Origin of the sequence: Nakamurella sp. PAMC28650 (assembly GCF_014303395.1) — a bacterium.
Classification (GTDB): domain Bacteria; phylum Actinomycetota; class Actinomycetes; order Mycobacteriales; family Nakamurellaceae; genus Nakamurella.
The window spans coordinates 2,893,413-2,917,734 of record NZ_CP060298.1; the positions used below are offsets into that span (position 1 = coordinate 2,893,413).

At 69.6% G+C, this 24,322-nt stretch carries 24 protein-coding genes; 11 read left to right on the top strand and 13 right to left on the bottom strand.

Going from position 1 to position 24,322, the window contains the following annotated elements:
• Nucleotides 1-22 precede the first annotated feature (22 nt).
• Complete coding sequence (gene cei, locus H7F38_RS13100) at nucleotides 23-784, bottom strand: envelope integrity protein Cei (RefSeq protein WP_187090298.1); 762 nt, start codon at nucleotides 782-784, stop codon at nucleotides 23-25.
• A gap of 440 nt (nucleotides 785-1,224) precedes the next feature.
• Here cei and H7F38_RS13105 point away from each other — a divergent pair, with 440 nt between their 5' ends.
• The 4 genes from H7F38_RS13105 to H7F38_RS13120 are packed head-to-tail and all read left to right on the top strand — an operon-like array spanning nucleotide 1,225 to nucleotide 3,110.
• Nucleotides 1,225-1,533: a DUF4193 domain-containing protein gene (locus H7F38_RS13105; RefSeq protein ID WP_187090299.1), complete on the top strand. Its 309-nt coding sequence runs from the start codon at nucleotides 1,225-1,227 to the stop codon at nucleotides 1,531-1,533.
• A complete protein-coding gene (locus H7F38_RS13110) occupies nucleotides 1,526-1,966 on the top strand; it encodes a nucleotide pyrophosphohydrolase (protein WP_187090300.1) in 441 nt (146 codons plus the stop codon). Before H7F38_RS13105 ends, H7F38_RS13110 begins: the two co-directional genes overlap by 8 nt.
• Complete coding sequence (locus H7F38_RS13115) at nucleotides 1,963-2,331, top strand: OB-fold nucleic acid binding domain-containing protein (RefSeq protein ID WP_187090301.1); 369 nt, start codon at nucleotides 1,963-1,965, stop codon at nucleotides 2,329-2,331. The genes H7F38_RS13110 and H7F38_RS13115 overlap by 4 nt, the downstream gene beginning before the upstream one ends.
• A gap of 59 nt (nucleotides 2,332-2,390) precedes the next feature.
• On the top strand, nucleotides 2,391-3,110 hold the full coding sequence (locus H7F38_RS13120) for a DUF3159 domain-containing protein (RefSeq protein ID WP_255497964.1): 720 nt from the start codon (nucleotides 2,391-2,393) through the stop codon (nucleotides 3,108-3,110).
• Between the two features lie 460 nt (nucleotides 3,111-3,570).
• Here H7F38_RS13120 and H7F38_RS13125 read toward each other — a convergent pair whose 3' ends face one another.
• Together H7F38_RS13125 and H7F38_RS13130 are read right to left on the bottom strand one after the other, a co-directional pair.
• A complete protein-coding gene (locus tag H7F38_RS13125) occupies nucleotides 3,571-4,224 on the bottom strand; it encodes a TrkA family potassium uptake protein (protein WP_187090302.1) in 654 nt (217 codons plus the stop codon).
• Complete coding sequence (locus tag H7F38_RS13130) at nucleotides 4,224-4,889, bottom strand: TrkA family potassium uptake protein (protein ID WP_187090303.1); 666 nt, start codon at nucleotides 4,887-4,889, stop codon at nucleotides 4,224-4,226. The genes H7F38_RS13125 and H7F38_RS13130 overlap by 1 nt, the downstream gene beginning before the upstream one ends.
• A gap of 128 nt (nucleotides 4,890-5,017) precedes the next feature.
• Between H7F38_RS13130 and H7F38_RS13135 the strand changes: the two genes are divergently transcribed.
• Together H7F38_RS13135 and H7F38_RS13140 are read left to right on the top strand one after the other, a co-directional pair.
• On the top strand, nucleotides 5,018-7,039 hold the full coding sequence (locus tag H7F38_RS13135) for an APC family permease (RefSeq protein WP_187090304.1): 2,022 nt from the start codon (nucleotides 5,018-5,020) through the stop codon (nucleotides 7,037-7,039).
• Nucleotides 7,036-8,463, top strand: coding sequence for a class I SAM-dependent RNA methyltransferase (locus H7F38_RS13140; protein WP_187090305.1), 1,428 nt, complete (start codon nucleotides 7,036-7,038; stop codon nucleotides 8,461-8,463). Before H7F38_RS13135 ends, H7F38_RS13140 begins: the two co-directional genes overlap by 4 nt.
• A 116-nt stretch (nucleotides 8,464-8,579) precedes the next feature.
• On the opposite strand, the gene H7F38_RS13145 is transcribed toward H7F38_RS13140, so the two are convergent.
• Nucleotides 8,580-9,356 (bottom strand): glycerophosphodiester phosphodiesterase family protein, encoded by a 777-nt coding sequence (locus H7F38_RS13145; RefSeq protein WP_187090306.1) that lies wholly within the window; start codon nucleotides 9,354-9,356, stop codon nucleotides 8,580-8,582.
• Nucleotides 9,357-9,692: 336 nt separating this feature from the next.
• Between H7F38_RS13145 and dxs the strand changes: the two genes are divergently transcribed.
• The 3 genes from dxs to H7F38_RS13160 are packed head-to-tail and all read left to right on the top strand — an operon-like array spanning nucleotide 9,693 to nucleotide 13,672.
• Nucleotides 9,693-11,765: a 1-deoxy-D-xylulose-5-phosphate synthase gene (gene dxs / locus H7F38_RS13150; RefSeq protein ID WP_370531371.1), complete on the top strand. Its 2,073-nt coding sequence runs from the start codon at nucleotides 9,693-9,695 to the stop codon at nucleotides 11,763-11,765.
• Nucleotide 11,766: 1 nt separating this feature from the next.
• Nucleotides 11,767-12,438, top strand: coding sequence for a response regulator transcription factor (locus H7F38_RS13155; RefSeq protein WP_187090308.1), 672 nt, complete (start codon nucleotides 11,767-11,769; stop codon nucleotides 12,436-12,438).
• Nucleotides 12,425-13,672 carry a HAMP domain-containing sensor histidine kinase gene (locus H7F38_RS13160; RefSeq protein ID WP_187090309.1) on the top strand — a complete coding sequence of 416 codons (1,248 nt, stop codon included), beginning with the start codon at nucleotides 12,425-12,427 and terminating at the stop codon, nucleotides 13,670-13,672. Before H7F38_RS13155 ends, H7F38_RS13160 begins: the two co-directional genes overlap by 14 nt.
• A gap of 30 nt (nucleotides 13,673-13,702) precedes the next feature.
• Here the strand turns inward: H7F38_RS13160 and H7F38_RS13165 are convergent, their stop codons facing one another.
• Entirely contained in the window at nucleotides 13,703-14,302 is a 600-nt protein-coding gene (locus H7F38_RS13165; RefSeq protein WP_187090310.1) for a TetR/AcrR family transcriptional regulator, read from the bottom strand.
• Between the two features lie 172 nt (nucleotides 14,303-14,474).
• Between H7F38_RS13165 and H7F38_RS13170 the strand changes: the two genes are divergently transcribed.
• Both H7F38_RS13170 and H7F38_RS13175 read left to right on the top strand, forming a co-directional pair.
• Complete coding sequence (locus H7F38_RS13170; protein WP_187090311.1) at nucleotides 14,475-15,818, top strand: MFS transporter; 1,344 nt, start codon at nucleotides 14,475-14,477, stop codon at nucleotides 15,816-15,818.
• A gap of 17 nt (nucleotides 15,819-15,835) precedes the next feature.
• A complete protein-coding gene (locus tag H7F38_RS13175; RefSeq protein ID WP_187090312.1) occupies nucleotides 15,836-16,771 on the top strand; it encodes a PfkB family carbohydrate kinase in 936 nt (311 codons plus the stop codon).
• 69 nt (nucleotides 16,772-16,840) lie between these two features.
• Here the strand turns inward: H7F38_RS13175 and H7F38_RS13180 are convergent, their stop codons facing one another.
• The 8 genes from H7F38_RS13180 to H7F38_RS13215 form a co-directional block, all read right to left on the bottom strand.
• Nucleotides 16,841-17,302, bottom strand: coding sequence for a MaoC family dehydratase (locus tag H7F38_RS13180; RefSeq protein ID WP_187090313.1), 462 nt, complete (start codon nucleotides 17,300-17,302; stop codon nucleotides 16,841-16,843).
• Nucleotides 17,299-18,471 (bottom strand): acyl-CoA dehydrogenase family protein, encoded by a 1,173-nt coding sequence (locus H7F38_RS13185; protein WP_187090314.1) that lies wholly within the window; start codon nucleotides 18,469-18,471, stop codon nucleotides 17,299-17,301. The genes H7F38_RS13180 and H7F38_RS13185 overlap by 4 nt, the downstream gene beginning before the upstream one ends.
• Before the next feature lie 78 nt (nucleotides 18,472-18,549).
• Nucleotides 18,550-19,308 (bottom strand): beta-ketoacyl-ACP reductase, encoded by a 759-nt coding sequence (locus tag H7F38_RS13190; RefSeq protein ID WP_187090315.1) that lies wholly within the window; start codon nucleotides 19,306-19,308, stop codon nucleotides 18,550-18,552.
• A 51-nt stretch (nucleotides 19,309-19,359) separates the two neighbouring features.
• A complete protein-coding gene (locus H7F38_RS13195; RefSeq protein ID WP_187090316.1) occupies nucleotides 19,360-20,568 on the bottom strand; it encodes an acyl-CoA dehydrogenase family protein in 1,209 nt (402 codons plus the stop codon).
• Entirely contained in the window at nucleotides 20,568-21,638 is a 1,071-nt protein-coding gene (locus tag H7F38_RS13200) for a phosphotransferase family protein (RefSeq protein WP_187090317.1), read from the bottom strand. Before H7F38_RS13200 ends, H7F38_RS13195 begins: the two co-directional genes overlap by 1 nt.
• A complete protein-coding gene (locus H7F38_RS13205) occupies nucleotides 21,635-22,414 on the bottom strand; it encodes an SDR family oxidoreductase (RefSeq protein ID WP_187094691.1) in 780 nt (259 codons plus the stop codon). The genes H7F38_RS13200 and H7F38_RS13205 overlap by 4 nt, the downstream gene beginning before the upstream one ends.
• Before the next feature lie 5 nt (nucleotides 22,415-22,419).
• Entirely contained in the window at nucleotides 22,420-23,430 is a 1,011-nt protein-coding gene (locus tag H7F38_RS13210) for an NADPH:quinone oxidoreductase family protein (protein ID WP_187090318.1), read from the bottom strand.
• Complete coding sequence (locus tag H7F38_RS13215) at nucleotides 23,427-24,239, bottom strand: SDR family oxidoreductase (protein ID WP_187090319.1); 813 nt, start codon at nucleotides 24,237-24,239, stop codon at nucleotides 23,427-23,429. The genes H7F38_RS13210 and H7F38_RS13215 overlap by 4 nt, the downstream gene beginning before the upstream one ends.
• Nucleotides 24,240-24,322: the final 83 nt, after the last annotated feature.

Below are 24,322 nucleotides of genomic sequence, written 5' to 3' on the forward strand. Positions count from 1 at the left end.
GCTCTGCGAGCCGGTGCCGGACTCAGCTGCAGGAGGCGGTCGAGATCGCGGGAATCACGGCTGCCGGGCGGGGCGCGGCCGTCTGGCCCTCGATCACTGCGGGCGGGATGGCGGCGTCGTGGATGGCCTTGAGCTGCGTGATCACCGGCGCAGCCAGCGGTGCGTAGGTGTAGCGGGCACCCAGCGACAGATCGACCGAGTCGGAGATCCGGTTGTCCAATATGAGTTGGGCGCAGGGAGCGACCAGCAGCAGCGTGCGCGCGGCTGCGGTACCGGCTTGCCCGTAACGGATCTCGGCCGTGCAGACCAGGTCCTGCGCCGGATACAGGGGATCGTTCAGACCACCCAGGATGGAGGTGAAGCCGGCGGCCCGCAGGTCGTTGGTGACGGTCTTGGCCTGTCCGCGGATGGCGCTCGCGTTGTAGACCTGCAGCGTGACGTTGGCCGGGTCGGCCGGACGAACCCCGGTCAGCGAGTCGGGACTCGCGAATTGACCGAGGGAGGTGACGACCGGTGTGGTCGACGGTGTCGCAGTGGCCTTGGCGGTGGTCCTGCCGGTGGTCTTCGCGGTGGAGTTCCTGGAGCGGGCAGCCGAACCGGAGGAGGGCGTGGTCGCGACGGTGGGCGCGGGTCCCGGCCGGTTGCAACCGGTGGACGCCGCTGCGACCGGCTTGAGCACCTGGAACCAGGCGACACCACCCCCGATCAACAACACCGCGAGCACGATCAGGATCGGCGCCCGGCGACGCCGGTGGTACCGATCTGCTGGGGAGTCGGGGCTCACCGGGTTCGTCCTCCTGGCTGGTGCTGGTGGCATGGTCGGCTGGGTACCGGCTGCCTGTTCGGCTGGTGCGCGACAAGTGCGTCGGGCCTGCCGTGATGCGAGCGCGACCAGGGGACAGGGTAAGCGGTCGGAGTGTCAGTTCACCGTCAGGCGACTTCTTTCGGAACCCGCGTTCGCGTTGCCCGCGCCCATCAGTTACCCTCCACCCCGCCCGCCCGCAACAGCCTGCATTCCGGGGTCGTCACGGCGGGTGTGACGAACACTTCAATTCTCCGGCGCGATCACCGACGATCCAGGGCACAAAACCCTTCGGTCCGGCGTTATTGGCAGGGCATTGCAGAACGCGGGCGAACATCCGGCCGGCGCGAAGAGGCACAAGATCCGAGCGTCGATCGTCACCAGCATCGATAGCACCCAGTGAGAACGAATGAGGTCACCACATGGCAACTGACTACGACGCACCGCGTCGCAACGAATCCGACGAGACGAGCGAGGATTCCCTCGAGGAGCTGAAGGCACGCCGCAACGAGGCACAGTCCGCTGTGGTCGACATCGACGAGAGCGACACGGCAGAGTCGTTCGAGCTTCCGGGGGCTGATCTGTCGGGCGAGGAACTCGTCGTCAAGGTCATCCCGAAGCAGGCAGACGAATTCACGTGTTCCGTCTGCTTCCTGGTCCAGCACCGGAGCCGTCTGGCCTCGGGGAGCAACACGGACGCAGGCAAGTTGGTCTGCGTCGACTGTGCCTGAAGCACGACCGCAGGACTCGCTGGGCGGCCCTTCCAAGATCGCCCGGCAGGTCGGCGAGTTCCATCGCAGCTACGGGCTGCCGATCCGGACCTCGCCGACCGCAGCAGTGGGGGACCAGCAGACCGCCCTCCGACTCGCACTGATCGAGGAGGAGGTCGGGGAACTCAGGCAGGCGGCGGTGGTCGGCGATCTGGTCGGCGTCGCGGATGCCCTGGCCGACATCGTCTACGTCGCCTACGGCAGCGCCCACGTCTACGGCATCGATCTCGACGCGGTCCTGGACGAGGTCCACTCGTCCAACATGACCAAGCTGGGTGCCGACGGCCGCCCCGTTCGCCGGGCCGACGGCAAGGTCCTCAAGGGCCCGGACTATCGCCCGCCCGATGTGGAGTCCGTCCTCGGCGCCCGGCGGAGAGATACCCTGCAGTCATGAGCACGCGCATCGGCCAGTGGCTGAAGAAGCTCGCCGCCGATGACGAAACGGTGGACGCGGAGGTTCTCAGTTCCGAGGTGGAGGCCTCGGGCTGCCAGCACGCGGCCGGGTGCTGGCAGGGTCAGCGTGTCACCGTCATCGGAAGGCTACGCGCGGTCAACCTCCATCCCAGCGATGCGCTCGCAACGCTGGTGGCCGAGTTGTACGACGGCACCGACTCGGTGTCGTTGATCTGGTTGGGTCGCCGATCCATCCCGGGCGTCGAGACCGGCCGCACGGTGAAGGCCAAGGGGCGGCTCGCGATGAAGGACGGCCAGAAGGTCATCTACAACCCCGACTACGAACTGATGCCGGCGCACGCGTGAGTTCGCCTGAGCGACCGGCCGCCTCCGACATCCCCGAGTCCACTGGGGCAGCAGCCCCGGTGGAAGTTGCAACCGAGCACCCCGCGACCGAGCACCCCTCGACCGAGCACCTCGCGACGCCGACCGCGCCTCCGACCATCTGGGAACAGATGGGCGGCCCGATGGGCATGCTCGACTCCGGCCTCCCAGTAGTCGTGTTCGTCCTCGTCAATGCCATTGCCCACAAGCTCGGCTGGGCGATCGGCGCCGCCCTGGCGGCCGGTGTGGTCATCGCTGCCGCTCGACTGATCCGGCATAAGCCGGTGACGCAGGCCGTCGCCGGCCTGTTCGGCGTCGGCATCGCCGCGTTCATCGCCTACCGCACCGGATCGGCCAAGGGCTACTTCCTCTTCGGCATCTGGTCCTTCGTCGCCTACGGCGCGGTGCTGCTGGCATCGATCGTCGTCAGGTGGCCGCTGATCGGGGTGCTCTGGGAGAGCATCAACGGCCGCGGCACCTCGTGGCGCAGGGACCGGAAGCTGGTGCGCCGCTACGACTATGCCACCGCAGTCTGGGCTCTGGTCTTCGCCGCCCGGTTCGTCGTCCAGAGCCAGCTCTACGCCGCGAATCAGGTGGGATGGCTGGCCACCGCCCGCCTCCTGATGGGATACCCGGTCTACCTGCTGGCCATCGTGGCCACCGTGCTGATCGTCGGTTCCTCCAACGGGATGTCGTTGCCTTCGGTCAAATCGATGTTCGGCGCGAAGAAGCCGCCCGCCGACCTCGACCGCTCCGAGTAGCCCGGGCCCGCAGCCAGATCGCGCCCGCAAGAGCCCGCCTCACTGGGACTCCTGGGCATGTTGGGGCGGTAGGGCAGCTTGCGCTGGCAAGGGGCCGGCGTCAGTGGGACTCCTGGGGATGTTGGGGCGGTGGGGGCAGCTTGCGCTGGCAAGGGGCCCGCGTCAGTGGGACTCCTGGGGATGTTGGGGCGGTGGGGACAGCTCGTATGACCCGAGGGCGGGTCGTATGACGCTTGAGCGTCATACCGAGGCCCCGACCGGCCTACCTGGCCCCAACCGTCATACGAGCGACCCTGACACCGGGGCCCCGAGCGTCCTACCTGGCCCCAACCGTCATACGAGCGACCCTGACACCGGGGCCCCGAGCGTCCTACCTGGCCCCAACCGTCATACGGGCGACCGTGACACCGACGCCCCGACCGTCACACCGAGCCCCAACCCTCTTACAGCGCAGGAACAGTTACCGCAACGCGTCCCGCACTGCGTCCTCCACCTCGGTGGAGGCCACGAACAGCAATTCGTCGCCGGGTTCCAGTGGCTCGTCGGGCTGAGGCACGATGACCCGACCCCCGCGCAGAATCGTCACCAGCGCCGAATCGCGGGGGAGTCGCAGGTCGCGCACCGGCCGCCCGGCCAGGCTGGTGGTCGGCGGCAGCGTCACCTCGACCAGGTTCGCCTGCCCCTGCCGCAGGGTGAACAGCCGCACGAGGTCGCCGACCGTCACGGCCTCCTCGACCAGCGCGGCCAGGATGCGCGGGGTGGAAACGGCCACGTCCACTCCCCACGCGTCGGTGAAGAGCCACTCGTTGCGAGGATCGTTGACCCGCCCGACCACCCGGCCGACCGCGAACTCGGTCTTGGCCAGCAACGAGACCACCAGGTTGACCTTGTCGTCACCGGTGCAGGCGATCACCACGTCGCAGGTCTGCAGGCCGGCCTCCTCCAGGGAGGCCACCTCGCAGGCGTCCGCCTGCACCCATTCGGCGCCCGGGATGCGCTCGGGCTTCATGGCGCCGGCATCCCGGTCGATGAGCATCACGTGGTGGCCGTTCTCCACGAGTTCCCCTGCGATCGACCGCCCGACCGAACCCGCGCCGGCGATGGCGATGCGCATCAGGATCCTTCCGAGGGGGAGGCTGCCGCCAGTTGGGCGATCTCCCTGGTCTGGTGGGAAAGGGCGGAGGCGTAGATCATGTCGCCCTCCTGCACCACGGTGTCCCTGGTCGGCAGCACGCCGTTGCCGAACCGCACCACGAACGCGGCCCGGACGCCGAGCGCTTCCTCGAGCGATATCAGCGTGCGGCCGATCCAGGCGCGGTGATAGGGCAGGTTCACGATCGTGACGGTGCCGGACGGGTCGCGCCATTCGCTGATCAGGCCGTCGGGGATGACGGCCCTCATCAGCCGGTCGGTGGTCCACGGAACGGTCGCCACGGTGGGGATGCCGAGGCGTTCGTAGACCTGGGCGCGCTTGGGGTCGTAGATCCTGGCCACCACGGTCGCCACGCCGAACTGCTCCCGGGCGACCCGGGCGGCGATGATGTTGGAGTTGTCACCGGAGGACACCGCGGCGAAGGCCTGGGCCTCACGGATCCGCGCTTCCAGCAGCGTGTCGCGGTCGAAGCCCACACCGCGGATCTGCTGGCCGTGGAAGTCGGGGCCGAGGCGCCGGAAGGACACCGGGTCCTGGTCGATGACGGCGACCGAGTGGCCGGCCACCGACAACGCTCTGGCCAGGCCGGAGCCGACCCGGCCGCAGCCCATGATCACGATGTGCACTTCGAACGTGCCCCTTTTCGTCCAAACCGAGATGGAACTGGCGGGAGAAAGGTACCGCGACTTGCGGCGAACCCATGTGATCGGTCGGCAGGTGTGCCCGGCGTCGGGGGAGCCGTAGGCTCCCCTTCGTGTCCAAGCCGACCGCTGCCGCCAAGCGCCTGCTCGTGGGCAGGCCCTTCCGCAGCGACAAACTCGCCCAGACGCTGCTCCCGAAGCGGATCGCGCTCCCGGTCTTCGCCTCGGATGCGCTGTCCAGCGTCGCCTACGCACCTCAGGAAATCTTTCGCACCCTCTCGATCGCCGCGCTGGCCGGCTACGTCTACGCCCCGTGGATCGCCGTCCTGGTCGCGGTGGTGATGCTCGTCGTGGTGGCCAGCTACCGGCAGAACGTGCACGCCTACCCCAGTGGCGGCGGCGACTACGAGGTCGCGACCAAGAACCTGGGACCGACGTTCGGCCTGGTGGTGGCCAGTGCGCTGCTCGTCGACTACATCCTGACGGTCGCCGTCTCGACCGCTTCGGGGGTGGCCAACATCGGCTCGGCGGTCGGCGTGGTCGGCCGGAACCCCGTCGGGTGGGCCGTGGGCATCATCATTGTCATCACCGCACTGAATCTGCGCGGCATCCGGGAGTCCGGGACCGCGTTCGCCATCCCGGTCTATGCGTTCATCGTCTCGATCGTGGTGATGCTCGTGACGGGCGTGACCAGGTGGGCACTCGGCTCGTCCATGGCCGCCGAGAGTGCCGGCTTCACCTTCAAGCTGACCGGGTCGGTCAGCATCACCGGAATCGGCTTCGTCTTCCTGCTGGCCAAGGCGTTCTCCTCCGGTTCGGCCGCGCTGACCGGGGTGGAGGCCATCTCCAACGGGGTACCCGCGTTCCGGAAGCCCAAGTCGAAGAACGCGGCGACCACGTTGGCGCTGATGGGCGGCCTGGCCGTCACGATGATGCTGGGCCTGGTGCTGTTGGCCCGCGTCACCCACGTCAACATCGCCGATTCCGAAGCCGGCGTCATCCTGCAGGGGGCGCCGGCCGGCTACCAGGAGAAGACGCTGGTCGCCCAGATCGCCAAAGCCGTATTCTCGGGGTTCCCGATCGGCTTCTACGTCGTCTCCTTCACCACCGGCCTGATTCTCGTGCTGGCCTGCAACACCGCCTTCAACGGCTTCCCGGTACTCGGATCGATCCTGGCGCAGGACAAGTTCCTGCCGCGCCAGCTGCACACCCGCGGCGATCGGCTGGCCTTCTCCAACGGAATCATCTTCCTGGCGGTGATCGCGTTGATCCTGGTGATCGCGTTCAAGGCCAACGTCAATGCCCTCATCCAGCTCTACATCGTCGGCGTCTTCGTATCCTTCACCTGTTCCCAGGCCGGCATGATCCGGCACTGGAGCCGGCTGCTGCTGACGGAGGATGACCCGTCGGCGCGCCGCCGGATGCGCCGGAGCCAGAGCATCAACGCAACCGGTTTCGTCTTCACCGCGGTGGTGCTGGTGATCGTGCTGATCACCAAGTTCCTGGCCGGCGCGTGGATCGCGATCCTGGCCATGGTGGTCATCTTCGTCACGATGAAGGCGATCAACCGGCACTACACCCGCGTCGGCCTCGAGCTGGCCGGCGACGACGACGACATGGTGCTGCCGAGCCGGGTGCACGCGATCGTCCTGGTCTCCAAGCTCCACCTTCCGACCATGCGCGCGCTGGCCTACGCCAGGGCCACCCGCCCGGACACCATCGAGGCGGTGACGGTGAACGTCGACCCGTCCGAGACGGCCACGCTGGCCAGGGAGTGGGAGGACCGTGCCATCCCGGTTGCGCTCAAGGTCATCGACTCCCCGTTCCGGGAGATCACCAGGCCGACGCTGGACTACGTACGGCGGGCCCGCCGGGATGCGCCGCGCGACGTGGTGGCCGTCTTCATCCCCGAATACGTCGTCGGACACTGGTGGGAACAGATTCTGCACAACCAGTCGGCGTTGCGGCTCAAGGGGCGGCTGCTGTTCACCCCGGGGGTGATGGTCACGTCGGTACCGTGGCAGCTGTCCTCCTCGGAGGCCCTGGACCAGCGACTACGAACCCGATCCGACCGGGACTTCCCGTTGCGCCCACCGGTCAGGTCCACCACCCGCCGTGGCTCGGACGACGAATGACCGTTCCCCTGACGCCTGATCCCCTGACGACCGATGCTCGCACGACCGATCCCCGCACGACCGAACCCCGCACGACCGATCCCCGAACGACGAGAGATGACGCCCTGACCACGCCAGAAGACCTGCCGCTCGTGCCCACCGATCTGCTACCGGATGACCTCCGCCCCGGAGACCTGCTCGAGGTGGAGATCGGGGCGGTCGCCCACGGTGGTCACTGCGTGGCCCGTTACCAGGGCCGGGTGATCTTCGTCCGGCTCGGACTGCCCGGTGAGCTGGTCAGGGTGCGCATCACCGAGGCGCGCAAGGGCTCGTTCTGCCGCGCAGACGTCATCGAGGTGCTGCGCGCCGACCCGGAACGCGTCCAGGCACCCTGCGTGCACTTCTTTCCCGGCGGATGCGGCGGATGCGATTTCCAGCACGCGTCCGGTGCGCTGCAACGATCGATGAAGGCCGCCGTGGTCTCCGAGCAGCTGCAGCGACTGGCCGGGCTGGACATCCCGGTGACGGTGCAGGAGTTGCCGGGCGGCGGTTTCGGGTGGCGCACCAGGGTTCGCTGGGCGCTGGACCCGGAGGGACGCATCGGTCCACGTGCCGTCCGTTCGCACCGCGTCGAGGGCGTCAATCCCTCCCAGCCCTGCCTGATCGCCGCTCCTGGGATCAACGAGCTGGCCGCGACCGCGGACGTGCCGTCCGGGGTTCGCCGGCCGGCGTCGGCGGGCACGTCGCACCGGCAGCAGAGCCGTCAGCTGCGCGGCCGGACCGGTCGGCCCGAGCTGCCGGAGGTGGTCCTGACGGCCGCCGGCGATGGGCAGAGGCTGGCCATCTGGCCCGATCAGCCTGGCGCCCATGCCGTCCCGACGGTCATCGAACATGCGGTCGGACAGGACTTCTCGGTCGCGGCCGACGGCTTCTGGCAGGTCCATCCGGCAGCCGCCGACACTCTTGCCGGAGCGGTGAGCGAGGCGTTGCAGGGCCTCGAGCTGGTCGGCTCGTCCAGCTGGGACCTCTACGGGGGCGTCGGATTGTTCGCCGAGGTGCTGGCCGAAGTCGTCGGGGAGACCGGCAGCGTGGTGACGGTCGAGGGCGACCGGGTCGCCTCGGGTCTGGCCGTGACCAACCTGGCCCACCGCCCGCAGGTGTCCGTGGTACTCGGGTCGGTGGAGAAGGTGATCGACGATCTGCCCGACACGGTCGACGTCGTCGTGCTGGACCCACCGCGCGCGGGCGCCGGCCCGGCGCTGTGCGCACAGATCGCGGCCAGGGCTCCGGCCCTGATCGTCTACGTCGCCTGCGACCCGGCCGCGCTCGGCCGCGACACCGCCGCATTGATGGCCGCCGGCTACCGGCTCGAAACGCTCCGCGCGTTCGACTGCTTCCCGCAGACCCACCACATCGAGTGCGTCGCACGCTTCCGGCCCGCCTGACGGCCCTGACATCGGTCCGACCGTTCCGCGCAGACGGTTGTTCCCGAAATTCCCGCCACCGCGGCGGATTTGGGCAGTTCTGTATGCGCAGGGCAGTTCTGTATGCGCAGGGTGGGTCAGCGGCCCTGCTGCCAGGCCAGCAGCTCGCCGGGGGTGTTGGTGATGATCCCGTCGACGCCGAGGCCGGTGAGGAACTCCCAGTCGGCGGGGTCGTCGACGGTCCAGACGAAGACCGCGATGTCGGCGGCGTGCAGCGCGTCCACCAGTCCCGGGCGATCACGCAACAGCGAGTGCCGCGGGTTGTAGGTCACCGCGCCGAGGGCGGTACAAGCGGCGATCGGGTCTTCGTGCAGTTCCTCGACGAGCAGGCCGACCGGCCGACCGGGTTCGATCGACCTGACGTGCTCGAGCGCCTCGATCTCGAACGATTCGAACAGCACCCGGTCGTCCCAGCCGGAGGCCCGCACCACCGCCATCGCGGTGAGCACCTGGTCCCGGGTGTGTGCGCCCTTGATCTCCAGCAGCAGCGATCGCTGCGGGTCCAACGTGGTGACCACGTCGGCGAGCCGCGGGACCGGGGTCGCCCGGTACGCCCGGGTGCTGCCGGTGGTGAACCACGAACCGGCGTCCAGTGATCCCACCTCGTAGGCCGAACGGCTCCGGACCGGGCCGTTCCCGTTCGTCGTCCGGTCCAGATGGTCGTCGTGCAGCAGCACCGGCACGTTGTCGAGAGTGGGCTGTACGTCGGCCTCGATCCACGGCGTCCCGCACTCCCACGCGGCGTGGAAGGCGGGCATGGTGTTCTCCGGTGCCCGAGCGCTCGCGCCGCGGTGCGCGATCACCCACGGCTCGGCCTGCTGGCGCAACAGTTCTGCCACTCGTACACCGCCCATGACGAGAGAGGGTACCGGCCGGAGGTGTCGATTTCAGACGGAGCCGGTAACGGACATCCCGGACACTTGCGCAACCACGGATCCGGCCCGCCCGTCCACACAGAAGTGCCACGGACGGTAACGTCGGTGAATGGGGCCGGAGCAGCAGATCCGGCCTCCCGACGAAGCCGACCTGACCGGTGCCGGCGCGGATGAATGGGAGAGCCTGTGCCACCACCACCACGTCGCAGCAGCGGACGGGGCGCCAGTGCGCAGGGGTCTGCCGGACTCCCGGGATCCACCGCAGGATCGACGGACCGGCCCAGATCCGGCCGCAACCAGCCCGGTACGTCGAAGATCAGCCGCATCGTCTCGCCGGCCGACCTGCGAGCCCTCGATCTGGAGGCGCTGGCGCTGCTGGCCGAGGAGATCCGCACGTTCCTCGTCCAGCAGACATCAAGGCGCGGCGGACATCTCGGTCCGAACCTCGGCGTAGTGGAGATGACGCTCGCGCTGCATCGCGTGTTCGATTCGCCCGCCGACCCGATCATCTTCGACACCGGCCACCAGTCGTACGTGCACAAGATCGTCACCGGGCGCTCCGGCGACTTCGACCGGCTCCGCACCCGTGGCGGTCTGTCCGGCTACCCCAGCCGCGAGGAATCCGTCCACGACTGGGTGGAGAACTCGCACGCGTCCACCTCGCTGTCCTATGCAGACGGGTTGGCCAAGGCCTTCGCGTTGCGCGGTGAGCACAACCGCACCGTGGTCGCCGTCATCGGTGACGGAGCACTCACCGGCGGCATGGCGTGGGAGGCGCTGAACAACATCGCCGCGGCCAAGGACCGACCGCTCGTGGTGGTGCTGAACGACAACGGACGTTCCTATGCGCCGACCACCGGCGGCATGGCGCAGCGGATGGCCGCGCTGCGACTGCGCCCTGGCTACGAGCGGTTCCTGGACCAGGTGAAGAACCGGCTGCCGATGGCGCCGGTGATCGGCCGTCCGCTGTACTCCGCGCTGCATGCCTTCAAGTCGGCGGTCAAGGACTGGTTCATCCCGCAGTCGCTCTTCCAGGACCTGGGCCTGAAGTACCTCGGGCCGATCGACGGGCACGACATCGAGGCCCTCGAGGAGGCGCTGCGCAGCGCCAAGGGCTACCGCGGCCCGGTCCTGGTGCACTGCCTGACCCGCAAGGGACAGGGCTACCCGCCGGCCGAGAACGACGACGCCGAGCAGATGCACTCGCCGCCGGCCTTCGACCCGGACACCGGTCTTCCGGTCGCCGCCCCGACCCGGACGTGGACCGGCGTCTTCAGCCGGAAGCTGGTGGAGATCGGCACCGAGCGCGAGGACATGGTGGCCATCACCGCCGCGATGAGCGGACCGACCGGTCTGGATGCGTTCGCCGAGCAGTTCCCGGATCGCACCTACGACGTGGGGATCGCCGAGCAGCACGCGCTGACCTCGGCGGCCGGCCTGGCGATGGGCGGGATGCACCCGGTCGTGGCGCTGTATGCGACCTTCCTCAACCGGGCCTTCGACCAGCTGCTGATGGACTGCGCCCTGCATCGGCTGGGCGTGACGGTGGTGCTGGACCGCGCCGGGGTGACGGGCGAGGACGGTCCGAGCCATCACGGCATGTGGGACATGTCGCTGGCCGGACTGGTGCCGGGGCTGGCGCTGGCCGCCCCGCGCGATGCCGTCACCCTCGCGGAGGAGCTGGCCGAGGCGGTCGTGGTCGATGACGGGCCGACCGTGGTCCGCTACCCCAAAGGCGCTGTGCCCCAGGATGTTCCGGCGCTCCGGCGACTGATCGCCGATGGTGGCGACCTGGTCGTCGTGAGCGGCGGAATCGGCGCGGTCGACGTGCTCACCGAACCCGGCCCCGGGCAGGAGCACGACGTGCTGCTGGTGGCCGTCGGCGCGTTCGGCTCGATGGCGATCGACGCGGCGGCCCGGCTGGCCGACCAGGGGATCGGTGTCACCGTCGTCGACCCGCGGTGGGCGCTCCCGGTGGCGGGCGCGCTGACTCTGCTGGCCGCCCGGCACGCGATGGTGGTGACCATCGAGGACGGTGGACGATCCGGTGGCGTCGGCTCCGCGGTGGCCGACACGCTCGCCGGGACCGGGGTCCCGGTGATGGTGCTCGCGCTCCCGCAGGAGTTCCTGGAGTCGGCGTCGCGCTCGGATCTGCTGACGGACCTCGGCCTCACCGCCAAGGACGTCGCACGAGGCATCACCGAGAAGATCGCCGAGCGGTCGGGCCGTGGCTCCGAGGAGTTGAACCACGGCGGTTCCCGCCACGGCAGCTCTAACCACAAGAGCCCGCGCCGCAACGGGGACCTGAACGGGCAGGACCGGAACGGATCCGCGCGACCCGTCGACGGGGCAGCGATGAAGGACGAACGAACGGCCGGAGAGGTCTGACATGCGCGTGTTGGTAGTCGAGGACGAGCAGCGACTGGCGGACGCCATCGCCAGAGGCCTGCGGGCCGAGGGGATGGCGGTGGATGTCGCCTACGACGGGACCGAGGGGCACGAGAAGTCCTCGTACACCAGGTATGACGTCGTCGTCCTGGACCGGGACCTGCCCGGCATGCACGGCGATGACCTGCTCGCCGAACTGGTCTCCTCCGGGGACATCACCCGGGTGCTGATGCTCACCGCATCGTCGGGGCTGGACGCCCGGGTCGAGGGCCTGTCGGCCGGCGCCGACGACTATCTGGCCAAACCGTTCGCCTTCCCCGAGTTGGTGGCCAGGGTGCGTGCGCTGGGCCGCCGCGCCACGCCGGCCGCCCCTCCGGTGCTGCGGGCCGGCGACGTGGAACTGGATCCGGCCAAGCGGCTCGTGTTCCGGGCCGGGACGGCCGTCGAGCTGACCCGCAAGGAGTTCGGGGTGCTGGAGGTGCTCATGTCGGCGGCCGGCACGGTCGTCTCCAGCGAAGAGCTCCTGGAGCGCGTGTGGGACGAGAACGCGGACCCGTTCACCACCACGGTGCGGGTCACCGTGATGACCCTGCGCCGCAAGCTCGGCGACCCGGGGATGATCGACACGGTGGTGGGCGCCGGTTACCGGGTGTCCGCCGATGCCACTGAATAGTCCGACCGACCTCGGCCCTGTGCGGTCGGTCAGGAGTGCCCACCTCCTGCGCGCCGAGCGTGGACGGGGCCCCGGGACGGCCCAGCGGGTCGCAGCCCGCAACGGCCTTCGGCTGCGTTTGACGACGTTGTCGACGGCGCTGCTCGCTCTCGTCGGCGCCCTGCTGCTGGCCCTGGCCTATCTGCTGGTCGGACGTGTGGTGGCCGCTCTCCCGCACTTCCGCGCGGGCACCCTGGTGCTCGTCAACGGCGTGACCGTCGAGGCCACCGAGGAGTCGAACCGGGTGGTGCAGCAGGGCCGCGACACCGTGCTGGTGGTGGGGCTGATCGCCTTCCCACTGGTGGTGATCACCGGAGGGCTGATGTCCTGGGTGCTGATCGGCCAGGCCCTGCGGCCCCTGTCGATGCTCACGAGTGCGGCCAGGGCACTGTCGGAATCCTCTCTGGACCAGCGGATCGCGCTGACCGGGCCCCGCGACGAGGTCGCCGAGCTCGCCGACACCTTCGACGACATGCTGGGCCGGTTGCAGTCGGCCTTCGAGGCCGAACGCCGGTTCGTCGCCAACGCCTCGCACGAACTGCGCACGCCGCTGTCCGTCATCCGGACGGAGGTCGACGTCACGCTCGCCGATCCCTCGGCCGGAGTGGACGACCTCCGGCGAATGGGCGAGGTGGCCAGGGAGGCGACCGACCGGGCCGATCGGTTGCTCAACTCGCTGCTGTTCCTGGCCCGGACCCAGGCGAGTGGTCTGTCCGTGGCGGCTCCGGTGGATCTGGCGGACCTCGTCGCGCCCGCGTTGCTGGCCGTGGAATCCGAGGTCACCGGGCGCGGGCTGGAGATCCGGGTCAGCGGGGGACCGGCCGTGGTCTGCGGAGATCCGGCCCTGCTGGAGAGGGTGGTCGGCAATCTCATCGAGAATGCCGTACGGCACAACGTGCCGGGCGGACGGGTCGCCATCTCCACCGGGGTCGGTGGGGGAGTCGGGAACCCGCCCGGAGTCGGGCACGCCGTCGGGTACGTCGAGGTCGCATCGGGTGGCACCGTGATCGACCCTCGTACCGTCGCGCAGCTCTTCGAGCCGTTCCGACAGGGGGAGAGGGCCCGCACCGGCCACCGGGGCAGCGGGCTGGGCCTGTCCATCGTCAGCGCCGTCGTCTCGGCCCATGGCGGTACCGTCAGCGCTACGGCGGTGACCGGTGGCGGACTGGACGTGCGGGTGGAGATCCCCGCCTGACCCGACCTGCCCGACCCGACCCGATGGGGGTCAGGCCGATCCGAGGGCGCCGAGGACGGCCCGGCCCAGGTAGTCGGCGATCCGGTGGGCGGTCCAACCGTGGGTCCGGCCGAGGTCGATCACGATGCGTTCGTCGAACAGGGTGATCCAGACCAGCACGGCAGCGACCCGATCCTGTTCGGGGACGACGGATTCGCTGATCAGAGCGGCCACTGCGACGGTCAGTGCGTCGAACAGGCCGGTGATGCTGGGATCCCCCCGGTGGGCACGCTGCAGCACACCTTCCGGCGAGCGGAGGAACCGGACGGCGGCCGATTCCCTGGTCGACCGTCCCACCCACATCGCGCAGATCGCCTCGAACCGGCGCAGTGCGCCCTGCGTGGGGTCGACGGCCTCGACCGCCGCGGTCAGGGCTGTGATGGACCGCACCTCGACCGCCACCAGGAGGTCGGCGACGTCGGTGAAGTGCCGGTAGGCGGTCGCGGTGCCCACCCCGGCCTGACGGGCGAGCTCGGGCAGGGTGAAGTGCGCCCCGTCCGACTCGAGCAGATCAGCGGCAGCGTCGAGGAGCCGGTCTCTGGTCCGCTGCGCGTCACTGCGCAGCGGTAGGTCGGGTGTCGTGGTGCTCACCGGCCCATCATCGCGCGATCCGTCCCATCCCGGCGCCCGCGGGGTCGATCCGGGCCAGATCGACGTACGTCACGAGAAGACCTTCTCACTTACCCTTGACGCAGTGAACGGCCAATGTAAATATGAGAAGAACTTATCGAGTAATTAGGCGGACCCTCGAAGGAGTCGACCCATGACCGGCGTTCTCGTCGAGCCCTCCCGCCGACCACTGCTCGTACCGGAGCGTGTCGCCCGCAGGGTCGGGCATCGCGTCAACCGGCGTGCCGTCCCGACGGCTCGCGTGGTGGGGGCGGTCGTCCTCGCCGCGTTCACGCTGGTGATCGCCGGTCCGAACCTGCCGACCGCTCTCCTGCCCGCCTACCGGCAGGCGTACCGGATGACGCCGTTCGGCCTCTCGCTGCTGTTCTCCGCCTACCTCCTGCTGCTGGTCCCGACGCTGGTCCTGTGCATGCGACCGGCCCTGCGTGCCAGGGCGGATGCCCTACTCGCCATCGGCCTCGGCGCAGCGGTCGTCGCCGATGTGCTGATGGCGACCGCCGGGTCGACCGTGATGCTGCTGATCGGTCGTGCGCTGTCGGGTGTGAGCGTGGCACTGTCCACCGGTGCGGCCGCAGCGCTGATGGTGGCCCTGGTGGGCGAACGGGGCCGTGGTTCGGTGGCGACCGGCAACATCGTCGGCGCTCTGGTCGGCACCGTCGGGGCCGTGGCGCTGGCGCAGATCGGCATCGGCTCGACGGTGTACCTCGTGCATGCGGTGGCGACATCGGTGGTCCTGACGGCCCTGCTGCTGGCGCTGGCCGCCCGGTCGGCCGGCGACACCGCTGCACTGCAGACCGGAGGGATCCAGGCCGAGATCCCGGACGGGCCCGCAGTGAAGGTGCCCGTGCCGACCGTGACCCCTGGTGTCATCCGGCGGCATCGCCTGCTCGGGACGGCGGTCGGGGCGCTCGGCTGGGCCATCCCCGGCCTGGTGACCGGTCTGGTGCCATCGCTGCTGCGCCAGTTCACCGGGCCGGCGGCGGTCATCGTGGCCACCAGTCCGGCGATCCTGCTGCTGGCCTGCGCCTGGCTGCTGCAGGTGCTGGCCAGGCGTCCGATGCTGCGCTTCGTCCGGGGCCACGAGCTGACCGTGGGAACGGCGATGGGCACCGTCGGCCTGGCCCTGCTCGCGGCCGGCGCGCTGACCGCCTCCCTCCCGCTCGTCTACCTCGGCTGCGCGATCGCGGCCGGCGGCCCGGCCATGGGCTACCGCGGAGGCATGGTGCTGCTGACCCGGGGGCTGGATCCGTCCCGTCAGGGGGCGGTCACCTCGCGGTACGCGGCCGGCTCCTACGCCTTCTCTGCGGTGGTCGTCCTGGGCTCCGGTGCGATCGGTGCCATCGGCGGCCTGGTCACGGCGGTCGCCGTCGGTGCCGGTGCGCTGACCGTCCTCGGCGCCGGACTGCTGGCCGTCATCCTGGTGACCGAGCACCTGATGGTCGCGTACCGGAGCGATGTGGCCGTCGTACATTCCTGACCGCTAGGGTTTCGCGGGTGTCCAGCGACGATTCCCGGCTGTTCTACGTCGGCAACGCCGTCGTCGATCTGGTCCTCACCATCCCGCAACTCCCGGAGCTCGGTGGCGACATCATCGCCTCCAGCACCACTTTCGCTGTCGGCGGCGGGTTCAACGTGATGGCCGCCGCGCGTCGGCTCGGGCTGCCCACCGTCTACGCCGGGACCGTCGGCACCGGGATGTTCGCCTCGCTGGTCCGGGGCGCGCTGGCCGGGGAGGGCATCGTCACCGTCGGCCCGACGCATCCCCGGATGGACACCGGGACCGTCGTGGTGATGGTCGACGAGGGCGGCGAACGGACGTTCGTGACGAGCTTCGGCGCCGAGGCGACCCTGACCGCCGAGCAGTTGGGTGCGTTGCACCCCGATGACTCGGACATCGTGGCCGTCACCGGGTACTCGCTGGCCCACCCGGCCGGGGCGGCGGCCGTTGCACCATGGCTCGCGGCGCTCCCCCCGGAGATCGTGGTCGTCACCGACCCGGGGACCCTGCTGACCCAGATCCCGACCGAGGCCATGGAGGTGCTGATGGCCCGGACCGACTGGTGGACCTGCAACTCGCGCGAAGCGGCCCGGCTGACGGGACAGGGCAGGCCGGCCGACGCGGCCGCGGCGTTGGCGCGGCGCAGCGGTCGTGCCGGCGTCCTGGTGCGCGACGGGGCGGCCGGATGTTGGTTGACCGCAGGCGGTTCGACGCCGGTGCTGGTACCGGGACACGTGGTGTCCGCCGTCGACACCACCGGAGCGGGTGACGCGCACACGGGTGCGTTCATCGCCGGGCTGGCCCGGTTCGGTGATCCGTTGCAGGCCGCTTCCCGGGCGAACGCCGCCGCCGCCCTCTCGGTGACCCGCCGCGGGCCGGCGACCGGCCCGCGCACCGAGGAGCTCGAGCTGTTCCTGACACGCTGTTCCTGACATGCCGTTCCTGACATGCGGAGGCCCGGCCGGCCGAGTGATCAGCGCCGACCGGGAGCCGCCCACGAATCAGCCCGCGAAGGAGAAACGCCCGACGGATTCGGCGACACAGCAGGGCTTGTTGGCGCCCTGCGCGGTGATGCTGACCGTCATCACCACCTGCAGGATGCCCTCGCTGACCGGTGTGACCTCGGTGATGACGGCCGACGCGATCACCGAACTGCCGGTCGGCAGTGGCGAGGGGAAGCGGACCTTGTTGAGCCCGTAGTTGACGGCCATCGTCACGCCCGTCAGGCGGTACAGGCCACCCATCAGCACCGGCAGCAGCGAGAGGGTCAGGAAGCCGTGTGCGATCCGGGTGCCGAAAGGCCCCGCTGCGGCACGTTCCTCGTCCAGATGGATCCACTGGTGATCGTCGGTGGCGTCCGCGAAGGCCTGGATGCGGCTCTGCTCGATCAGGAAGGGTTCGCCGGGGCCGAGCGTGTCGCCGACCGCAGCGAGGAGTTCGTCGGCACTGGAGAAGGTCCTCACGCGAGGTGCCCGCCGATCTTGGTGTAGCCGCGCAGCAGGTCGCGGGACAGGATGAGGCGCTGCATCTCGTCGGTGCCCTCGAAGATGCGGAACAGGCGGACCTGCCGGTACCAGCGCTCGATGGGAAGCTCGCGGGTGTAACCCATCCCGCCGTGGATCTGCATCACCTTGTCGATGACGTGATTGACCATGGTCGCGCCGAACAGCTTCGCCATCGACGACGAGTGCCGGGGGTCGGCGCCCTGGTCCACCGTCCAGGCCGCGCGCAGGACCAGCCACCGGGCGGCCTCGATCTCCGTCTCGGAATCGGCGATCATCCAGGCGATGGCCTGGTTCTCGCCGATCGGCTTGCCGAACGTCACCCGGGTGTTCGCGTGGTCGATGGCCATCTGCAGCGCGCGCTCGGCGATGCCGATCGCGGTGGCCGGGATCAGGTAGCGACCTTTGCCGATCCACTTCATGCCGAGCTCGAAGCCCTGGCCGATCTCGCCGAGGATGTTGCGGGAGGGCACCCGGACGTTGTCGAAGACCAGCGCGGCCGGGCCGCCCTCGCCCATGGTGATGATCGGCTCGGACTTCCAGCCCATGTCCCGGTCGACCAGGAAGGCGGTCGTACCGCCGCCCCGGACCCCCTTCACCTTGTCGTTGACGGCGACCACGATGGCGAAGTCGGCCTCGTTGCCGCCGGTGATGTAGACCTTCTCGCCGTTGAGAATCCAGTCGTCGCCGTCCTGCACGGCCGACAGCTTGATGTTCGCCGCGTCCGACCCGGCACCGGGTTCGGTGATGGCGAAGCACGACCGGCGCTCACCGGAGATGGTCGGCTCCAGGTACTCCTTGCGCTGCTCGGGATTGGCGAAGTACAGAATGTTGTCCGCCTCGCCACCGAACCGGAACGGGACGAACGTCCGGCCGAGTTCGGCCGCGATCAGCGCCTGCATGACGGCCGGGAGATTCATCCCGCCGTCCTCCTCCGGGGTCGAGAGGCCCCAGAAGCCGAAGGCTTTGGCCTTGTGCTGCAGTTCTACCACCTCGCTGTGGTCCAGGCCGGGCTGGTGTGCGCGCTCACGCCGCAGCACCTCCGACTCGAGCGGCATCACCTCCTTGCGGATGAATTCGCGGGCGGTGTCGCGAATGGCGCGTTCTTCGTCGGACAGCGAGAAATCCATGATGTGCTCCTTGTCGAGATTGGCTGTGGTCGAGAGATTCTGGCGAAGTCCGGCTCGAGGTGTCCAGTGCCGGTGCGGTTATCGAACCCCGCCGTTGATGTACAGGGTCTGCCCGGTGATGTAGGACGCCTCTTCGCTGGCCAGGAAGGCGATCGCGTTGGCGACGTCCTCCGGCTTGCCGACCCGGCCGATCGGGGTCTGCTCGCTGGCCATCTTCTGGTACTCCTCCGGCCGGAACCCGACGCGTTCGGCGGTAGCGTCCGTCATCGCGGTCGCGATGTAACCGGGGGCCACCGCGTTGACGTTGATGTTGTAGCGGCCGAGTTCCTGGCAGAGGGTGGCGGTGATGCCCTGGACCCCGGCCTTGGCCGCCGCGTAGTTGACCTGGCCGCGGTTGCCGCGTGCTGACTGGCTGGACAGACTGACGATCTTGCCGTACTTCGCCTTCACCATCGGCACGGCGGCGGCCTGGCAGACCAGGAAGATGCTGGTCAGATTGGTCGAGATCACCGCGTCCCAGTCCGCCCGGCCCATCTTGTACAGCAGGTCGTCGCGGGTGATCCCGGCGTTGTTCACCAGGATGTCGACCGAGCCGAACCTCTCCAGCGCGGTGGTCACCATCGCGTTCACCGACTCGCCGTCCGTCACGTCGCACCCGACCGCCAGGCCGGTCCCGCCGGCTGCGGTGATCGCCTCCACCGTTCCGTGGGCGCGATCCGCGGTCAGATCGCCGACGACGACCGTGGCACCCTGCGCAGCAAGGAGTCTGGCCGTCGCGGCACCGATGCCCTGGGCCGCCCCGGTCACGATGGCGACTCTTCCGTCGAACCTGCTCATTGTGGAACTCCTGACTTCTTCGTCGTGGCTGGAAGGGTTTTGATCTGCAACCTACTGGTACTTCTTGAGCTCCCGGCGGGCGAGCGATCGGCGATGGACCTCGTCGGGTCCGTCGGCCAGCCGGATGGTCCTGGCCGCGGCCCAGAGCTGGGCCAACGGGGTGTCCTGGCTGACCCCGGCCGCCCCGTGGGCCTGCATGGCCTTGTCGATGATCCAGCAGGCGGCCTCCGGGGCGGCGATCTTGATCGACTGGATCTCGGTGTGCGCGCCCTGGTTGCCCACGGTGTCCATCAGCCAGGCCGTCTTGAGCACCAGCAGTCGCAGTTGCTCGAGCTTGACCCTGGAGTCGGCGATCCATTCGCCGATGACGCCCTGCTCGGCCAGCGGCCGCCCGAAGGCCACCCTCGAGGACACCCGACGGCACATCATCTCGAGCGCCCGCTCGGCCATCCCGATCAACCGCATGCAGTGGTGGATCCGGCCGGGTCCGAGCCGGGCCTGGGCGATGGCGAAACCGGACCCCTGTTCACCGATCAGGTTGCTCACCGGGACCCGGGCATCGACGAAGTCGATCTCGGCGTGGCCGCCGTGGTCGGCGTCGTCGTACCCCATCACGTGCATGCCCCGGCGGATGGTCACGCCGGGAGTGTCGGTGGGTACCAGCACCTGGCTCTGCTGCTGGTGTCTGGGGGCGCCGGGATCCGTCTTGCCCATCACGATCAGGATGGCGCACCGAGGATCCATCGCACCGGAGATGTACCACTTGCGGCCGTTGATCACGTATTCGTCGCCGTCACGGACGATGCTGGTCTCGATGTTGGTGGCGTCCGAGGAGGCCACGTCCGGTTCGGTCATCGCGAAACCGGAACGAATGGTGCTCTCCAGCAAGGGCTCCAGCCACCGGGCCTGCTGCTGCGGGGTGCCGAACTGGGCCAGCACCTCCATGTTGCCGGTGTCCGGGGCGGCACAATTGAGGGCGATGGGTGCCAGCGCCGGGCTACGGCCGGTGATCTCGGCCAGCGGGGCGTACTGCAGGTTGGTCAGCCCGGCCCCCCGGTCACCCGGCAGGAACAGGTTCCACAGGCCGAGTTCGCGAGCCCTGACCTGCAGGTCGGCGACGATGGGTGGTGGGCCCCAGGCGCCGGGACGGGCCGCCTGCTGCTCCGCGAAGATCGGCTCTGACGGATAGATGTGCTCGTCCATGAAGGCCAGCAGGTTGTCGATGTACCCACGGGTGGTGTCGTCGTAGCTGAAGTCCATCAGATCTCCGAGTTCTGGGTGGGGGTGGAAGGGCCGGAGGCGGCGCCGAAGACGGCCAGTCCCTGGTCGACGAGCGGCTGCACCATGTCGCCGATGCCGTCGAATCCGGGACCGAGGGTGGCCCCGTGCCGGAAGCGGAAGAAGACGCCCTCCAGGACGACGGCCAACTTGAACGAGGCGAAGGCGCGGTACCACCGGAGGTCGGAGACGTCGCGGCCGGATCGCTGCTGGTACCGCCCGATGATCTCCTGCGCCGCCGGGTAACCGGGGACGGCGCTGATGGCGACCGAGGGATCGGTCGATCGGTCAGCGGCCAGCATCGGCTGGTCGGCGTAGAGCAGCAGCAGGGCCAGGTCGCTCAGGGGATCACCCAGGGTCGACATCTCCCAGTCGAGCACCGCCGTGATGCGCTCGGACCCCGGTGCGCCGGCGATCAGCACGTTGTCCAGCCGGTAGTCCCCGTGCACCAGACCGCCGCGGCCGGTGTCCGGGATGTGTTCGCCCAGCGCGCCGGCGAGTTCGTCGATGCCCGGCAGGTCACGGCTCCGCAGGCCGGCAAGCTGACGACGCCAGGTGGAGAGCTGCCGGACGTTGAATCCGGCGACCTTGCCCAGGTCGGCCAGCCCGACCTCGGCCGGGTCGACGGCATGCAGGTCCACCAGCGTGTCGACCAGGTCGAACATCAAGCGGTGCAGCGTGTCCGGGCCGAGGGTGAGGACGTCGGCATGACGTCGGTAAGCGATCCCCGGGCTCAGTTCCATCAGGTAGAAGGGTGCGCCGATCACCGCGGGGTCCTCGCACAGGAGCTCGGCGTGGGGCACCGGAACGGCGGTTTGCCCGAGGGCGGAGATGACCCGGTACTCGCGGCTCATGTCGTGGGCCGAGGCCTGCACGTGGGCCAGCGGCGGCCGCCGCAGTACGAGCTCGCGGGTTCCGTCGCTCACCGCGTAGGTCAGGTTGGACCGACCGCCGGCCAGCAGTGTCGACGACAGGGCCCCGATCAGCAACTCGGGCCGGTGGATGTCGAGATGGCCGCGCAGCCTCGAGAGATCAAGTCCTGCGTCGCTCACAGCTTTCCAGCCTCTTCCAGACTCTGCTGCAACCGGTTCATGCCGGACAGCCAGCGGTCGGGGTCGGAGGCCCGGCGGACGGAGTAGTCGGCGACCTCGGGGTGCGGCAGGATCAGGAACCGCTCGCCCGACAGCGCGTCGGCCACCGCGTCGGCGACCTGCGCCGCGCTGAGCGCGGTCGCCCCCATGACGGCCTCGCCGAGGTCGCCGGTCGAGGCGAAGAGCGGGGTGCGTACACCCTGCGGGCACAGGCTCTGCACGACGATCCCGCGGTGGGAGTAGGTGGCTCGCAACCACTCCGCGAAGGCCAGCGCCGCGTGCTTGGTCACCGAATAGGGGGCCGACCCCAACATCGTCAGGATCCCGGCCGCCGAGACGGTGGTGATCAGGCGTCCGCGGCCCCTCGCGAGCCAACCGGGCAGCACGGCCCGGGCGGCGTGGACGTGGGACTGCACGTTGACCTGCCAGGCCAGGTCCCAGTCCGCCGCCGGAGCCGACTCCGAACCCCCCACCGCGACCCCGGCGTTGGCACAGAAGAGGTCGATCGGGCCGAAGGCCTCGGTGGCTTCGCCGACCAGGTTGCGGACCTGTTCGAGATCGGCGACGTCGGCCGGGTGCGACAACCCGCCGATCTCGGACGCGATCGCCTGCGCTGCAGCGGAATCGAGGTCGTTGACCACGACATGGGCACCGCCGGCGGCAAAGCGCCGGGCCATCGCCGCGCCGATGCCGGAGCCGGCTCCGGTCACCACGACGCAGGAGTCCGCCAGCTCCAGCGACGTCACGGTGCCATCACCACGATCCGGCCGGTGGATCGACCGGCCGCCAGCGTGGCCAGACCCGCCGGTGCCTGCTCGAACGGCAGCACCGAGGACACCTCGGGGTTGATCCGGCCCGTTGCGACCAGTTCCGCGAGCGCCTGTGCCGCCTGCACGATGATTTCCGGCTTCCGCTGGTGGTAGAGCCCCCAGTACACCCCGAGGATCCCGTAGTTCTTGACGAGCGCGTGGTTGACCGCCGCCTTCGGGATGATGCCGCTGGTGAATCCGACGATCAGGATCCGACCCTCGAAGGCCACCACCTTGGTCGAGGCGACGAACGAGTCGCCACCGACCGGGTCGTAGACGACATCCGCACCTCCGCGACCGCATGCCGCCTTCAGGGCCCCGACCAGACCCTGGGCGTCGTAGGCGGACCGATCGATCACCTCGTCGGCGCCGCACCGCCTTGCCACCTCGACCTTGTCCGCGCTGCCCACGACGCCGACCACCCTGGCGCCGGCGGCCTTGCCCAGCTGGACCGCGGCCGAGCCCACCCCGCCGGCGGCCGCGTGGACCAGCAGCGTCTCGCCCGCCTTCAGTTCGGCGCGCCGATGCAGGGCCACCCAACCGGTCTGGTAAGCGACCGTGAAGGCGGCCGCGTGCGCGTCGTCCAGTCCGTCCGGGGCTCGGCTGACGGCCGTCCGCTCGACGATCGCGTACTCCGCGAGAGCGCCGTGCGGCATGGACGCAAGACCCATCACCCTGGCTCCCTTGCGGAGGTCGGCGTCATCGCCCGCTCCGCCGTCATCGCCCGCGCCGTCGACGACACCGCACAGTTCGATCCCGGGGGTGAACGGCAGCGCCGGCTTCTCCTGGTACTGGCCGCGGACCATCAGCGAATCGGGGAAGTTCAGCGCCACCGCGCCGACCCTGATCCGCAGCTGCGACGGACCGGGTTCCGGGATGGGCGTCTCGCCGAGCGTCATCACCTGCTCGGCCTCGCCGAGCACCGGTACCTGCCAGGCCTTCATCCGACACCTCCGACCAGGGTGACGCCGCCGTCGAGCACGAAGGTCTGCCCGGTGATCCAGGAAGCCTCGTCGGAGGCGAGAAAGGCCACCGCGCTGGACACGTCGTCGGGAACACCGAGCCGGCGCAGCGGGTACTGGGCGGTGACCTGCTCCTCGCGCCCGACGTAGAGGGCCTCGGCGAACCTGGTCTTGACCACGGCCGGAGCCACCGCGTTGACGCGGATCCCCGGGCCCAGCTCCACCGCCAGGCTCGCAGTCAGGTTGATGATCGCGGCCTTGCTCACGCCGTAGAAGGAGATTCCGGGGGCCGGCTTCACCCCGGCGACCGAAGCGATGTTGACGATGCTGCCACCCCGCGTGCCGAGGCCGGCTGCGCAGGCGCGCTGCACCCAGGACAGCGTGCCCAGCACGTTGACGTCGAGGATCTTCCGCGCGGCAGCCAGCGGGAGATCGACGAGGCTCCCGTACGCCGGATTGATGCCTGCGTTGTTCACCAGGATGTCGACCGGGCCGAAGGCGTCCGCCACGCCGGACAGGGTGGCGTCCTGGTGGTCGAGATCATCCGCCTTCCCGGCGAAGGCGATGGCCACGGAAGGGCCGCCGAGTTCCTGCACGGCCTCGTCGAGGGCGTCGGTGTTCCGGGCGGTGATCGCCACCCTGGCGCCCTCGGCCACCAGCCGCCGGGCGATCGCCAGCCCGATCCCGCGGCTGGCGCCGGTGACGACCGCGACCCGGCCGGCCAGTCGCTGCGCAACGGGTCCGCCGACCGCAGCGCCGGCGGCGGTAGGGGGTGATTCGTCCTGCGGCATTCTTGCGACTCCCTTGTCGTCGACTTCCTGACCTCACCACCAGTGCATCACACTGTTAACTGAAGTATGCAGCCGGGCTGCTG

What these genes read in the sequence shown, in the direction of transcription:
- H7F38_RS13140 (WP_187090305.1), top strand. Translation starts at nt 7,036, where the DNA reads ATGACCGTTCCCCTGACGCCTGATCCCCTGACGACCGATGCTCGCACG.
- H7F38_RS13190 (WP_187090315.1), bottom strand. Translation starts at nt 19,308, where the DNA reads ATGAGCAGGTTCGACGGAAGAGTCGCCATCGTGACCGGGGCGGCCCAG.
- H7F38_RS13170 (WP_187090311.1), top strand. Translation starts at nt 14,475, where the DNA reads ATGACCGGCGTTCTCGTCGAGCCCTCCCGCCGACCACTGCTCGTACCG.
- H7F38_RS13160 (WP_187090309.1), top strand. Translation starts at nt 12,425, where the DNA reads ATGCCACTGAATAGTCCGACCGACCTCGGCCCTGTGCGGTCGGTCAGG.
- H7F38_RS13125 (WP_187090302.1), bottom strand. Translation starts at nt 4,224, where the DNA reads ATGCGCATCGCCATCGCCGGCGCGGGTTCGGTCGGGCGGTCGATCGCA.
- H7F38_RS13115 (WP_187090301.1), top strand. Translation starts at nt 1,963, where the DNA reads ATGAGCACGCGCATCGGCCAGTGGCTGAAGAAGCTCGCCGCCGATGAC.
- H7F38_RS13215 (WP_187090319.1), bottom strand. Translation starts at nt 24,239, where the DNA reads ATGCCGCAGGACGAATCACCCCCTACCGCCGCCGGCGCTGCGGTCGGC.
- H7F38_RS13155 (WP_187090308.1), top strand. Translation starts at nt 11,767, where the DNA reads ATGCGCGTGTTGGTAGTCGAGGACGAGCAGCGACTGGCGGACGCCATC.
- H7F38_RS13185 (WP_187090314.1), bottom strand. Translation starts at nt 18,471, where the DNA reads ATGGATTTCTCGCTGTCCGACGAAGAACGCGCCATTCGCGACACCGCC.
- H7F38_RS13195 (WP_187090316.1), bottom strand. Translation starts at nt 20,568, where the DNA reads ATGGACTTCAGCTACGACGACACCACCCGTGGGTACATCGACAACCTG.
- H7F38_RS13105 (WP_187090299.1), top strand. Translation starts at nt 1,225, where the DNA reads ATGGCAACTGACTACGACGCACCGCGTCGCAACGAATCCGACGAGACG.
- H7F38_RS13145 (WP_187090306.1), bottom strand. Translation starts at nt 9,356, where the DNA reads ATGGGCGGTGTACGAGTGGCAGAACTGTTGCGCCAGCAGGCCGAGCCG.
- H7F38_RS13210 (WP_187090318.1), bottom strand. Translation starts at nt 23,430, where the DNA reads ATGAAGGCCTGGCAGGTACCGGTGCTCGGCGAGGCCGAGCAGGTGATG.